Origin of the sequence: Nitrospira sp., from assembly GCA_029194675.1 — a bacterium.
Classification (GTDB): Bacteria; Nitrospirota; Nitrospiria; order Nitrospirales; family Nitrospiraceae; genus Nitrospira_D.
In genome coordinates this window covers 44,146-58,574 of the sequence record JARFXP010000004.1, presented here as the reverse complement: position 1 = coordinate 58,574, position 14,429 = coordinate 44,146, and the positions used below count along the sequence as shown (strand labels likewise).

Below are 14,429 nucleotides of genomic sequence, written 5' to 3'. Positions count from 1 at the left end.
CTCACGCCGCCAGCTGTTGACGGACCCATTGCTGGACAAACGCAGCGGGCGAGCGATTCCCGAGCCGAGAATGCCGCCGCTGACGGTTATAGAAGAGCTCGATGTACTCCGAGATCTCGCGCCGAGCCTGCTCACGGGTCTCGTAGCGACGATGATGCACCAGCTCATTCTTCAGCGTTCCCCAGAAACTCTCCATCGGCGCGTTGTCATAGCAATTCCCCTTCCGACTCATGGATGGGATCATGCCGAACTGCCTCAGCGTTGCTTGATACCCCTGGGCACAATATTGAGCCCCGCGATCGGAGTGATGAATGAGCCCCGGGGCTGGACGTTTGGTGTCGATGGCCTTCATCAGTGCATCCTGCACCAAGTCCGTCGTCATCCGGGCGTCCATCGCATGGCCGACCACCTCACAGGTGTAGAGATCCTTAACGCCAGCCAGATACAGCCATCCTTCCACGGTCGGCACATAGGTAATATCGGTGACCCAAGCCTCATTCGGTCGCCTGGTGGCAAAGGTCTGAGCCAACACGTTTTCCGCTACCGGCAGCGCATGCGTTGAATCCGTGGTTATTGTGAACCGGCGGACTTGTTGACAACGCAGTCCCAGTTTCTTGCGCAGTCGTTTGATACGCCCGACCCCAGCAGGGAACCCGTCGGCACGCAATTCTGCTTGGAGCCGCTCTGGGCCGTAGGTTTGCCGCGTGCGCACATGCGCGGCCTGGATCGCCACTTCCAGCCGCGCGTTCTCCTGGGCGCGCGTCGAGGGGCGGCGGGTGCACCAGGCATAGTACCCGCTTCGGGACACGTCGAGGACCCGGCACAACAGACGCAACGGATACTGGTGACGCAGCGTCCTCATGAGCGCGTACCGGGCAGCTGCGCCTTCGCAAAGTACGCGGTGGCTTTTTTTAGGATGTCACGCTCCATGCGTGCTTCAGCGAGATCGCGTTTGAGCCGAGACACCTCGGCCTCCAGCTCCGTCACGGGCCGTCGGCTCTCGCCCAGCGTCGCGAGCTGACCCTGCCGGGCTCGACACACCCAGCGCTCGAGGGTCTTGCCCGACATGGTGAGGCGTCTGGCTGCCTCCGGAATCGTCAACTTCTGTTCCAGGACCAGCTGCACCGCTTGCTCCCGAAACTCCTTCGTATACTGCTGTCGCGGTACTTGTTCCATCCCCCACCTCCAGACCTCTGATCATAGGGTGAAGGCGTCCACTTTTTCGAGCCTAGCACACGTTGCTCCAGCACTTCGTAGAGCATGTTGGTGCGTGGACGGGTGACAAATCCCACCTCGTCGACCGTCCAACGATGATAGCGGGCATAGTCGAGATACCCGCGATCGATCACCACGATGGTGCCTGGCGCAAAGGTGAGCTGTTGGGCGATCCGCACGTCGTTGGTGTCGCCGTCGGTCACGAGGGCCCAGCAGGGCAAACACCCCTGGTGATCCAGCTGCAGATGGAGCTTGATCGCCCCCTTCGTCCGCTGGAATCTGGCCCAATCGAACACCGTGGCACAGAGTTCAATGATCGTTGCGTCGAGGGTGCGCAAGGGGTGCTTGAACCGGAACCGGCGGCGCTTCAAGGCCGCGACGGCTTGGCAACGGGTGAGGACTTGATAGAAGAGCGTCTCGTACAGCTGCCAGGGCCGATGCGCATTGGCATAGGCCAGCGTGGACCGAGTCGGTGTCCGACGGATGCCAAGGTGGACGAGTTTGCCAAGGGCGGTGGCCAAGCCGCCACAGATTTCTCGAAGTGAGTGCGCACTACCCATCTGACAAAACAGCATCGCTATCAAGTGATCCCAGCAGCTGAACCCCTTGGCTGCTCGCTCAGCGGCGTGCTGTCGAACGGCCCGAGCGAAGTCCGCGCGATCGATCAGGGCGAGCATTTGCGCAAAGCAACTGGCGACGGTTACCATACTGCACCTCCGGCTTGTGGGTGCCACGGCGCGGGAACGCCGTGGATGGATGTGCGTTGAACAACCTATCCTACTCACAAGCCGGAGGCCTGTTGAGAACTTATTTTGGACAAGAGTGAGGATGTCCCCTTTTCTCCCTTGTCAGTCCAGAACCAGGGACGTCGGCGGAACAGGCCTCGGTCTCTCCATCGTCAAGGAGATCGCCGATTCCCACAAGGTCTCGATCACCGTCGAGAGCGAAGTCGGCGAAGGCTCGACCTTCACGCTCGTGCTGCCGGCGATGAAGAGCTGAACCGGCGGTCAGCATCTGCTGTCAGGCGACCCGATGCTGGTCCTTCTCCTTAGCCCTGGCACTCTCCTGTGGTTCCACGGCAATCCCATGGACATACACCAACTCGCCTCCCAGCCATCCTGAGACCCCCAGCAGGGTCACTGCGATAACCGACAAGATGACGGGAATGCTTCCTGCCTCCGAGAAAAGACGCAGTAGAACGTTCACGGCAAACAGCACGACAATCGACAGATTGGTCACCATGTGCCAGAAGCCGACGCGCTTCACTGCCGGGTCTGCGATCGAACGGTAATCGATGTATCCGGGAATCGCTGCGGCGAAAGCGCCAAGTAACCCTCCTATCATCGTATACAGCGCCATGTCCTTCCAGGCCTCACCTCCCAACCCCATCATGTGAATCACATCGCAGACCAGGGAGAAAATCCAGAGCGCAATCGGAAACGGAATCAGCATTGGGTGAATCGGATGTTTCTGAATGCTCGCTGGAGTCGCCATAACCAACTCCTTTCGATTCAGTGGTGAGCAAAGCCGGCCTTCCTTCAGCGTACGCCCCCTCTCGACACAAAAAAAGAGTCCAAACCGTCTGTTGTTCTGGTACGTGGATGTCGATATTCTACGGCGCACCTGATGCGCCGGGAACCTGGCCGTCCCATCTTGCTTCTTCACCCTTCTTGAAGGGAGAGGAGAAAGGTGAGAAGAACAAAGAGGGGTCAGACCTTGTGTTGTACCTCTCAATGAGCTACGCTCCGCCCCATGGCCCGTCCGCTGCGCATCGAATTTCCTGGGGCCCTCTACCACGTCACGGCCCGGGGCAACGCCCGACAGGACATCTTCTTGGATGACGAGGACCGGCAGCGGTTCCTTGGGGTGCTGGCACACGTCGTTTCGGATCATCCTGGGCGGGCTTCTCGGCGCTGCAGGACTTCTTGCCGCTATTCAGAAGGAATAGATATGGTACCGTCCTTAATTCTCTCTGCACTCCTGTGTACGGCTCGGTATCATCTGCTCTCCGATACGGACTCGATATCGAACACGTAATCGGCACGCCGCTGGAATTCATTCCGACCGCTCGCCTGCTCCGAACCGTCCCGCCGCTTGTCGCCGCGTGAGCTCCCAGATATCGAATTAGATACACCACGGAATCTATTCGGATACATATTATATTAGGTCGCTAATCATCGTTATCCGGTGGTTTCCTCCTGCGAGTCTATTTTTCCCATTCTTCCCAATAGTTTCCGCCGAGACCGATCCTGCGCCCCTTCCTGGCATAAGACGTGATTAGCACCTCAACCAAACAAAGGTCGCAAATACGTATCCACACTGAGGAAGAAGGTCGGTTTGGAGAGATTGGGGTCGCAGCGATCGACTTTGCTGAAGATGAAAATAACCATGAGATCAAACGATTAGAGAGGACGAGTGATGGCTAAGTCAAACGGTCATTGGATGAAGACAATTCGAATCACAATGCGATCGTCATTAGCGATCATCATGATGATATTCGGTGGGACACTGTTTGTGCCGCAACTCCCGATGGCCGAATCCACTGCGAATACGACGGATCATCCTTCACAGCTGGAAAAGATGGACGTTGACTCACGGGATCGTTCCATTGGACCCCACGACCATGGACATCATCCTGGCCGACATCATGGCGATCGGATTAACCATCCGGGAGATGCGCGAAAAGTCGGATTAGACTCGTTGCGTCTCGCGGTTCAGAAAGACGGAACTGTCCCATTACCGTCAAATCTTGAGGCATTCATTTCAGATCGGTGGGCAGCAATTCAACTGGGGAAGGCTTTGTTCTGGGATATGCAAGTCGGCAGCGATGGTGTGCAGGCCTGCGCCAGTTGCCACTTTCATGCAGGCACGGACAATCGCATAAAAAATGCGGTGAATCCTGATGAGGGAGTGACAGATAGCAGAGTTGGCGACGTGATCGGTTACAGTACTGCCGGCTCAAGCCGACAGGGCTTTGAGACCAAGCGACCAGATGAGAGCCTGACCAGGGAAGATTTCCCATTTGTGAAAGTGATTGACGTCGTGACCCGCATGTCCGATGGGACGATTGCGCCCGGCGCCAATAACAGCAACGACATCGTCGGATCCATGGGAGTCAAATCCACAAGATATGACGGACTGCAGCCAGGGTCTCCCCTCGATCTCGGCACCCCACTCCTCGACCCGGTGTTCAATCGCGATGGTCACATCACTGTGAGGGCTATCGAACATCGCAACACGCCCTCGGTCATCAATGCGGTCTTCAACTTCACCAACTTCTGGGACGGACGAGCCAATCCGCATTTCACGGGGCGAACTCCGTTTGGCGATCAGGACCAAGCAGCCGCCATTCTGGTGAATCGATCAGGCATCGGACTCGTGGCAGAGCATATCTCACTCGACAATGCCAGTTTGGCCTCACAAGCAGTGGCACCACCGATCAATCCGGTTGAAATGGCATTTGGCGAGCCGACAATCGGCAATGGGAGGAGATTACGTGAGCTCGGTCAGAAGTTATTACGCCCCGGCACTTCAACCAATGTTCCTCTGACTCCCCTCGGCGGACAATACGTCCATCCGTATGATTCTGTGCTGGGCCGGTTATCGAAAGCCCCGGGGAACGGGCTATCCACCACCTATGAAGCGATGATCAAGCGCGCTTTTGTCGACGTGTATTGGAATTCCAAGGAACTGACGGAGCTTCCCAGTACGCCGACGCCCGTAAATTTCACCCAAATGGAGGTGAATTTCGGGTTTTTCTTCGGTCTTGCAATCGCCATGTACGAAGCCACGTTGGTGGCAGATCGAACGCCCTTTGACGAGTGGATGGAAACAGGACAGTTCAATCATGGATTCCACAAAAAGCAGCTGGCCGGCCTCAACGTCTTTGTGAACGAGGGGCGCTGTCTTCACTGCCATGCCGGCCCGGAATTGACGAATGCTTCGGTGCGAAGTGCCAAGGGCGGGCAGAACCTGATCAGAGCTATGGCAATGGTCAAAGGGACCGCGCTCTACGACAATGGCTTTTACAATCTTGGAGTCACGCCGACGACGGACGATATCGGGCGCGGTGACACGGATATTTTTGGTCAGCCCCTGGCCTTTACTCGTCAAGCATTGTTTGACCGTCTCTCCAGCACACTTGGAACTCCTAGAATGAGCTTCCCAATTCTAGGAAACGCCCATATTCCAGCCAAGGACGAAGATCTTGGACTGCCCGTCTGTGAGGATGCCAGTGCCAACGGACTCTGTGAGCCGAATGAACTTATCAGGCCAAATTTTCAGCGTGTCGCTGCCGATGGAGCATTTAAGGTCCCGGGCCTTCGTAATGTTGAATTGACGGGACCATATTTCCATAACGGTGGGATGGCGACATTGCGGCAAGTGGTGCAGTTCTACAATCGAGGAGGGAATTTTTGCAGCTTCAATATCAGCGACATACATCTTCTGATGGCACCGTTACAACTTACTGTCGAACAGGAAGAACAACTCGTCGCTTTCCTGGTTTCGCTAACTGATCCTCGTGTGAAGTATCAACAAGCGCCGTTTGACCACCCTGCGCTCAGCATTCCACGCGATGGAACAGATGCCGTCGGCATGCTGCACATTGAAGCTGTCGGGAGTGGAGGAACCTGGTCTCCTCTCCAATCGTTTCTCAATCTAGACCCGCAAGATCCAATTCTTACTCCACGGGGGCAATGCGCGCGGTAGCGGACGAACGGGAAGGTTTTGGGCCATTGAAGATCATCCAGGCCAATCGAAACGAGCAGGTGCGAGGTGAGCGATCATGAGTGAATCATCGTGTAGCCAAGTAAAGATGCACGACGAGGTACAGACACCAACCAGTAGCGGTTGCCCCATGCATGGGCAATATGCCGATCAGAGTTTACTGGAGCCTCAGGATCATCTCTCTTGTCCGCATTATAGACGTATGGTCAGCGAATACGTGACCACGGACTCAGGTGGCCAAGAGTTGCACATCTATTACGGCGAAAAGGACATCACATTCGATGAACCAGAGTTGTTTCAGTTTGGCGAAAGTCTGGCCGCGCATGAGCGGTTCGTGGCGCGTGATGCCACAAACTGGGGTGCTGGATACGATTGGTCGCGAGTACGTGAGCTGCTGAGCCAGCTCCTCAATGAAGGGATTCTTGAACGGAGCACCGCGAATGCTTCTGACAGATCTGAACCTTTTTCCATGCAAGAGAAGGTTCGCCAATCCCCACTTCCACCTGCGCAAACCTCAGTGCCTCGTACCTGGGTTGATTGTGAGACGATCATGAGCGAGTTAACCGGCCGCTCTTTGGAAGTGGGCTATTTGGAGTCGGTTATTCCCATCTATCGAGTGGCGCACATTGCGTTAGATACCGAAGGGCGGCAGGTGGGTGAGGCAAACGTCTTTCCAGCACAATTACGATTGGATATTCCGACTGAGTGGCGCACCTGTATGTACAAGGGTAGCCGGTTCCAAGACCATCATCCGATTAACGTCACGGCGCTCAAGAGCATGAAGGAGCACTGGAAGCCAACAATGGTGGCGGTGCAACGAATCCGAGAAGCGTACCTGCGCCGTTTTCCGAAGGTTCGAGCGGGATGGACGGTAGGCGATCTGGAGCGATTATCTGCGGTGGTGTTGACCTTGCCGGCTTTTCTGCTGATGCGTGCCGAGAACCGCGTTGAGAACGGCCAGCTCCACCCCGTGCTCTCCTCCATGTTCCGAGTGACCGACGGCGTACGGATGGTCATGCACTACATGCTGTTCATCGATGTCAATGAGCCAACCAGGCCGCCTGACGCACCGATGACGAGCCAGGAGATTTTTTCGTATGCAGAGCGAAATGCGGTGTTCCTGTCGGATCATGGTGTGTGCGCGGGACCGAGAGTGATGATCGAAGAGTTTCTCCGCATCCTTGTAGACGGTGAATCCGTCGACGGAACGGAGTCCGTCGTGCTCGACGATCCCCTCGAATCGGCACTGGCCGAAATAGAACCGGCATTCGACTATGCGCTCTATGGCCTTCAATTGCACGCGATCGTGTTTGTACTTTGGAATATGATCACGCGAACCTATGAGCAACTTTGTGCCATTGTCGAATCCTGGCCTACCGAAAAGTCTGAGCTGTTCGTGAAGTTTCGCCATCGGCTTTACGACGCGGTCACTTTTATGCGCACTCATTCCTACATTGGAACCGAAGAGTCACGCATGAGACGCGATCAAGTATTCGCAGACATGTATGCGAAATCCGCGAGCGGGCTCGGCTTCAGCTCTTCACCTACTGTCCTGTCAGAATCTCTGACCCCTGTTTGGGAAGCCCACGATGGGGAAGTGCTGGAACAACTGTGTTCCTTGTTGCAACACCGCCTCTGTCTGGGTACAGCTCCGGAGAATTCAGCCGGTAAGAGTCTCGCTGGTTGCGTCATGGATTACCTACGACAAGAACGGGCAGTGGTACGGGCGGTCCGGGAGATTCAACAGCGCATCAATCAGCTCCTCGGTCGCCCCTCACCCGGACAGCCGCTCACGGGATGGGACCTTTATATGTATTACGAATTGCAGGAGTTGAGCCGTAGACCACCCTATCTCCTTGCTGTGCTGAAGGAAGGGACGGGAGTGCAGATCAACATTACGCACGACACTATTGAGATCACAGATATTATGACCGGTTAGCAACTCCGCCACGAGTTGCTGATGTGGGGTGGCGTATCTGTGGCCGGCAGAAGGCCGGCAGATCTACGTGCGATGGGCACGGAACTTCGCGACCAAAGGAGAACGCCATGAAGGTGAAATCCAAGGTTCGGGCCGGGCGTCCGAATTACTGCAGCCCCATCGGGTTGCCGAAGCTTCCCGGTGGTGGTCCCGTCTATGCCTTCTAGGGGCTACACGGATTCAGAATCCTTTGGATTCTGAAGACTGGCAGCAGTCTACGAAGTAGGGAGCGATGACGCTCCCTACCTCGTCCCTCAAGAACTGCAAGAGGGGGCGAAGTCGACCGGCAATCTACATCGTCGAGCTGCATTTCACACACATTTCCATGGGGATTCACCTGTCGCCATGCCCATTCCTTTTTCGCGAACGACTCGCTCATTGACACATGACACGTCACGGTTTGCGCTGTTTGCGTGGGGATTGTTCGCAGTCCTGCTCGGGGCGTGGCTATCGTGGTTCACGCTTGTGAAGGTGACACTTTATGAAGTGTCCCAGACCGCTCGTGTGGAAGTCGAACAGGCGGCACATCCGGTCGCTGTTCGAATCGCGGGCACGATTCTCTCCACGTCGATGCGTCTTGGGAAGCAGGTCGAAGCAGGTGAGAAACTCATTGAACTCGATGCCCATACCGAGCGGTTACGACTGGAAGAAGAAGAAGCCAGGATCACGGCGATCCCCCCTCAACTCGCAGCGCTCACACGACAAATTGCTGATGAAGAACGAGCTGCTGTACAGAGTCGAGGAGCGTCGGCCAGTGGTCTTGAGCAAGCCCAAGCGCGCTATCGCGAAGCCCTCTCCACCGCGTCGTTTGCCAAAGATCAGGCCCGACGCATGGCACAACTTCTGAGTGGCAGCATCATCTCGGAAGTCGATTTTTTACGGACCAAGACCGAAGCAGAGAAAGCGCAAGCGGTGGCCGATGCCTTGTTGCACGAGATCCACCGTTTGACATCTGATGCATCGAGCAAAGCACATGAAAAACATGCTGTCGTGGAAGCTCTGAAGCGCGAAGTCGCGTCGCTTGAAGGCCAACGTGACCTCTCAACCGCCACGGTCGCACGCCTTAAACAAGACATCGAGAAACACGTCATTCGTGCTCCCGTGCCTGGGGTGCTTGGGGAAGTCGCTCCTCTAAACGTTGGTGCGTTCGTCGAGACCGGTGCCGTGGTCGGCAGCGTGGTCCCGTTGGGGGATCTGAAAATTGTTGCAGAGTTTTCGCCGGCCAGAGTCCTAGGGCGTATGCATCCTGGCCAACCAGCACGCGTACGCCTCGACGGCTATCCCTGGGCGCAATATGGAAGCATCGTCGCCAAGGTCGCTCGCGTGGCAAGCGAGATTCGAGCCGGTCGTGTCCGGGTCGAACTGATACCGGACTCGCAATCCGGCTTCCCTCTGTTACTCCAGCATGGCTTGCCGGGCACGGTTGAAGTTGAGATTGAACATACGACACCAGTGACCTTAGCCCTGCGTGCCGTGGGACAGATGTTGACCCGACCAGCACAACAAGGCGGATCGCTCACCGTCGCCGGCTCATGATGGAATCCACACGGGATACAACGCGACGTTGCTGGTTCGTGCCTGAGGTCGTGCAGACCTCGGTGATGGATTGCGGCCCTGCGGCGCTGACTTGTTTGTTGGAGGGCTTCAATATTTCCGCCAGTTATGGACGGCTTCGTGAGGCCTGTCAGACATCCGTCGATGGGACATCCATCGATGTCATCGAGGTTGTCGCTCGTCAGCTTGGGTTGGATGCTGAACAGGTGATGTTGCCGCCGGATTACCTGTGGATTCCTGCCGCCAAGGCGCTGCCGGCCTTAGTTGTTGCCAAGCAACCTAATGGCCTTTTGCATTTTGTCATCGTGTGGCGACGCCATGGCCGTTGGTTGCAAATCATGGATCCGGGGGTGGGGCGTCGGTGGGCGACCTGTGCGGATTTTGCTAGGGAGATCCATCTTCATCGTTTGCCCATTGCGACTTCCGACTGGCACGAATGGGCCATATCCGACGACACGCTTGAAATCTTTGCAAGCCGGTTACAGGCGGTCGGGGCTTCTCCTGCTGAGACGAATGACCTTCTTCAACGTGCGAAGGATCACAAAACTTGGCATGCCGTGGCTGGACTTGATGCGGCATTGCGAATGACCGCGCGTCTTATGACCTCCGGTGGACTCCGTCGTGGGACACAGACAGTCCGCTTACTTGAGAGCCTCTTCACTCGGGTTCTAGAAGAACCGCCAGGAGCCCGTACTGCCGTTCCCGCCACCTATTGGTCTGTAGCTCCGATAGACCATCCGCGCATGGAGGATCAATTGGTCTTCCAGGGCGCAGTGCTTCTTCGGATTCGTGGTCGCCTGCGTCAGGCGAGCGAATCGGCGATCAAGAACTCCTTGACGCCTGAGCTCTCGGCCGCCTTGCGAGAACGCCCTGTGCGTCCGATGCGAGAGTTGTGGGACTTAATGCGAGGAGAGGGTATTTTAACTCCCCTTGCATTAATAGGCGCCATCGGTCTGGCGGTCGGTGCCGTGCTGATCGAATCACTGCTGTTCCGCGGCGTCTTCGAACTCGCCAACCTGCTCACCGTCGCCAGCCAACGTATCGTCGCGCTTGGAGCGTTGCTGTCGTTCATCGTGCTGCTCTGGGGGTGTGAGCTTCCCATTATCAGCGAGTCGTTACGATTAGGGCGGCACCTCGAGATTCGTTTACGATCGGCTCTCCTCCAGAAACTTCCGACATTACATGATCGATATTTGCAGAGCCGTCCGATCCCCGATATGGCGGAACGGAGTCATAGTCTGTCGCTGCTTCGCACTTTGCCTGATTTAGCGGTGCGCTTCATCCAAGCTTGGTGGGAAGTCATCTTTACCCTGGTGGGCATTGGTTATATTGCACCTCACAGTCTCATGCTCGCGCTGACGCTCGCCGGCACATCGCTTAGCCTGACGGTTTTTGCGCAACATCCTATGCGCGAACGAGATTTACGGGTTCGCGGTCACGCTGGGGCTTTGCATGGATTCTACCTGGATGCCTTACGGGGCAGCGTCCCGATTCGGACACATTCCGCAGAGCGGGCTGTTCGCCGGGAACATGAAAGCCTGCTGACCGAGTGGGCACGGTCGGCCAAGCGACTCTTGAGCTTCTCACTGATCGTACACGGCATTCAGTCGTTTGTCGCGTTTGGGTTAGTCGGTGTGCTCTTGATGCAACATCTTGACACTGTCGGAGTCACGGGAAGTCTACTCTTATTGGTTTATTGGACTCTCAAGTTGCCGGCGTTAGGCAGAAGCCTCGCGACGCTGGCGTTGCAGTACCCCGCGCAACGCAACATCGTCTTGCGCTTGCTCGAACCGCTTAATGCACCGGAAGAGACCATGACGGATGCTGAAACCAATCTCGTGTCTTCACCGGAAGAATCAGTGGAGCACACCCGGGTCTCTCCCGTCTCACCGAAGATGTCCGGTGTAGAAATCGAGTTTCAACGAGTCACGGTCATCGCTGCTGGGCAAACCATCTTGCAAGACATTCGTCTGCATGTTCAATCCGGCGAACATGTGGCTATTGTCGGGCCATCCGGCGCGGGCAAGTCGAGTTTGATCGGTTTGCTCCTAGGCTGGTATCGCGCCGACAAAGGAGGGATCTTCGTCGATCGACAACCGCTGTCAGCGGCGCAACTGCGGCAACTCCGCCGTGCCACGGCCTGGGTGGATCCGGCGATTCAGATCTGGAATCGGTCACTGTTGGAGAATGTCTGCTACGGCGGCAAAGTCGAATCCTACCCAGCTTTGGGCCCCATTCTCGAACGAACGGAGCTTACGAACGTGACGGCTCGCCTGGGCGACGGCCTGCAAACCTCATTAGGCGAGGGTGGATCGCGCCTCTCCGGCGGTGAAGGTCAGCGTCTCCGACTTGCACGAGCGATGTGGCAACCAGCGGCTCGTCTGGTGTTGTTAGACGAGCCTTTTCGAGGATTGGAACGAGAACTGCGGCACCACCTATTAGCTGAGGCGCGACAGTTTTGGAATGCGGCGACCCTCGTGTGTGTCACCCATGACGTGGCAGAGACACGCTTATTTGATCGAGTGCTCGTGGTCGAGAACGGCTGTCTTGTAGAGGATGGATCGCCTGACCAGCTGGTAGCGGATCCGACTTCACGATATCGGGCACTCCTAGAATCTGAGGAGTCGGTCCGTCAGGAGTTATGGGCAGGAGCAATCTGGCGTCGTTTGCGGCTGGATCAGGGACAGGTCCAGGAGAATGAAACCTCTAGCCTCAAGATGCCGTTGTCATCGAGGAGAGCGGTGGTGGTCGGAAACGGAAAGGCAAACCATGGATAATATCGCATCTATCGCATGGCCCATGGTTCGACTACCCGAAGCGATCGAGGTGCTGGCTCGTCGAGCGGGGCTCAAACCGACTTCAGTCAATCTCGGTAGGCACCCCTCATGTCGTGAAACTTTGAGCCACGAGGATTTTGAACAGTGGCTCGATTGGATCTGTGCACAACGCGGAATAGAAATGGAATCTGTGATCGCCACCGGAGCGGACCTGATGAAGCTGATCCATGGCGCAGGGCCGGTGCTGTTACGATATCGACTGGCAGGCGAGCCGACCATCTTACTGCTGCTCAAGGCCACTGCCCGTCACGTGTACCTTATCGGACCCGATCAGGAGATGAGGCGATATCCAGCATGTCTTCTACAGGCAGCGTTGTGCGTGGAATTGGAGAGACCAGTGACCGCCGAGGTCGACGCCCTGCTCCAGCACGCGAATCTTCCCGCCGATACTCAGGCCCACATTGCTCGTCTCCTTGTACAGGAACGGATGATGAGCCAGACCATCGAAGGCTGTTGGATGATACGAATGCCTCCCAACAGACCATTTTGGCTGCAGATCACGTCTATGAAACTGCCTCATCGTGCACTGGCAATGGTTGCGATCTTTGTGACGCTGTATCTCCTCGAAATCATCGGGTGGGCCATCATCGGCCAGGGTGCATTAGAGGGACGGCTCGATGTCGGCTGGCTCATGGCATGGGCTCTACTGCTGCTGGGTATGGTTCCCATCCAGCTTGTGGGTACGTGGCTGCAAGGGACCTTTGCCATTGATTTTGGGACGTTATTGAAACAGCGGTTGTTATCCGGTGCATTGTCCATGAACATGGATGAGATTCGTCAGAAAGGATTCGGACAGTTACTCGGGCACGTGATCGAGTCTCAAGCCCTAGAGTCCCTCGCCTTGAACGGCGGATTTGCGGTCCTTGTTGCAGCGGTTGAGTTGAGTTTGGCCGCCTGGGTGCTGGCGTGGGGCACTGGCGGTCTTTGGCATGTGTTCGCACTTCTGCTATGGGTGGCCGGGACATTCTCAGTCAGTTGGTTCTATTACCAACGACTTCGCCGCTGGACCCGCGCACGAATCGGACTCACTCATGAGCTGGTGGAACAGATGGTGGGCCATCGCACTCGAATCGCGCAGGAAGCACCCGAACAGCGGCATGTCAGTGAAGATCATTCTCTGGAACGATTTCTTCACCTTTCGCGTGAGTTTGATAAGGCCTTTCTTCCGCTGGCCTGGGGAGCGCCAAGAGGTTGGTTGATTGTGGGCATGTTAGCGCTTCTCCCGGCATTCATCTGGAGCAGTGCTGAAGGGATGGGGCTTGCCATCGGACTAGGCGGGGTGTTGCTGGCGTACCGCGCATTCGGCGAAATTGGATCCGGCCTCGCAGCGTTGGCACGGGCGGCAGTCGCCTGGGAAACCGTCGCACCACTATTCAAGGCCACCCAACACATCGAAGAAGGCAGCACAGCCGTATCAGTGATGCCACATGCCACGTTCAGCCATGGTGAAGATGTGGCAAGGGACGTCTTGGTCCATGCCCGCGATCTCTCTTACCGCTACGTGCGACAAGGTGAACAAGTATTGAAAGGCTGTAATTTGACGATTTACCGTGGCGATCGGCTCTTAATTGAAGGATCTTCCGGAGGTGGGAAATCGACGTTGGGCGCCGTACTTGCAGGATTGCGGCATCCTGACTCCGGATTGTTGATGCTCAATGGCTTGGATCGGTCGACGCTTGGGCAGACCTGGCAGCGGCTGACCACTGTCGCATCGCAATTTCATGAAAACCATGTCATGACAGGACCCTTCGCCTTTAACCTGTTGATGGGCCGTCGCTGGCCACCGACCGTCGAGGATATGGCAGAAGCCAAGCAACTTTGCGACGAGCTTGGTCTTGGTGATCTCCTGAGTCGTATGCCGTCAGGGTTGATGCAGATAGTCGGCGAGACGGGATGGCAATTGTCTCACGGTGAGCGGAGCCGCCTGTACCTTGCACGCGCCTTGCTCCAAAAGGCCGAGCTGGTGGTTCTCGACGAAAGTTTTGCGGCACTGGATCCGGAAACGCTTACCCAATGCCTCCGATGCGCCCTGTCGCGGGCATCTACCCTCGTTGTGATCGCACATCCGTAGGGGACTATCCATATATCGAGCGCCAGACGAACTGGGCTTACAAAAG

The 14,429-nt window shown here is 56.4% G+C and carries 9 protein-coding genes; 6 read left to right on the top strand and 3 right to left on the bottom strand.

The features are described from left to right. Position 1 precedes the first annotated feature (1 nt). A protein-coding gene (locus P0120_18760; protein ID MDF0676354.1) for an IS3 family transposase occupies positions 2-1,176 on the bottom strand; the annotation gives its coding sequence in 2 pieces (ribosomal slippage) (positions 2-900 and positions 900-1,176; 1,176 coding nt in all). Next, complete coding sequence (locus P0120_18755; GenBank protein ID MDF0676353.1) at positions 1,098-1,922, bottom strand: IS4 family transposase; 825 nt, start codon at positions 1,920-1,922, stop codon at positions 1,098-1,100. The genes P0120_18760 and P0120_18755 overlap by 79 nt, the downstream gene beginning before the upstream one ends. 121 nt (positions 1,923-2,043) lie before the next feature. Here P0120_18755 and P0120_18750 point away from each other — a divergent pair, with 121 nt between their 5' ends. Then, positions 2,044-2,214, top strand: coding sequence for an ATP-binding protein (locus P0120_18750; GenBank protein MDF0676352.1), 171 nt, complete (start codon positions 2,044-2,046; stop codon positions 2,212-2,214). Between the two features lie 21 nt (positions 2,215-2,235). Here P0120_18750 and P0120_18745 read toward each other — a convergent pair whose 3' ends face one another. Next, a complete protein-coding gene (locus P0120_18745; GenBank protein MDF0676351.1) occupies positions 2,236-2,709 on the bottom strand; it encodes a DUF2231 domain-containing protein in 474 nt (157 codons plus the stop codon). 924 nt (positions 2,710-3,633) lie between these two features. On the opposite strand from P0120_18745, the gene P0120_18740 reads away from it, so the two are divergent. From P0120_18740 to P0120_18720, 5 genes are all read left to right on the top strand, one after another. Beyond that, entirely contained in the window at positions 3,634-5,925 is a 2,292-nt protein-coding gene (locus P0120_18740) for a cytochrome c peroxidase (protein ID MDF0676350.1), read from the top strand. Positions 5,926-6,001: 76 nt separating this feature from the next. Next, a complete protein-coding gene (locus P0120_18735) occupies positions 6,002-7,882 on the top strand; it encodes a hypothetical protein (GenBank protein MDF0676349.1) in 1,881 nt (626 codons plus the stop codon). A 384-nt stretch (positions 7,883-8,266) separates the two neighbouring features. Next, positions 8,267-9,457 (top strand): HlyD family efflux transporter periplasmic adaptor subunit, encoded by a 1,191-nt coding sequence (locus P0120_18730; protein MDF0676348.1) that lies wholly within the window; start codon positions 8,267-8,269, stop codon positions 9,455-9,457. A 38-nt stretch (positions 9,458-9,495) separates the two neighbouring features. Continuing rightward, positions 9,496-12,252 carry an ATP-binding cassette domain-containing protein gene (locus P0120_18725; GenBank protein MDF0676347.1) on the top strand — a complete coding sequence of 919 codons (2,757 nt, stop codon included), beginning with the start codon at positions 9,496-9,498 and terminating at the stop codon, positions 12,250-12,252. After that, complete coding sequence (locus P0120_18720) at positions 12,245-14,383, top strand: ABC transporter ATP-binding protein (protein ID MDF0676346.1); 2,139 nt, start codon at positions 12,245-12,247, stop codon at positions 14,381-14,383. The genes P0120_18725 and P0120_18720 overlap by 8 nt, the downstream gene beginning before the upstream one ends. Positions 14,384-14,429: the final 46 nt, after the last annotated feature.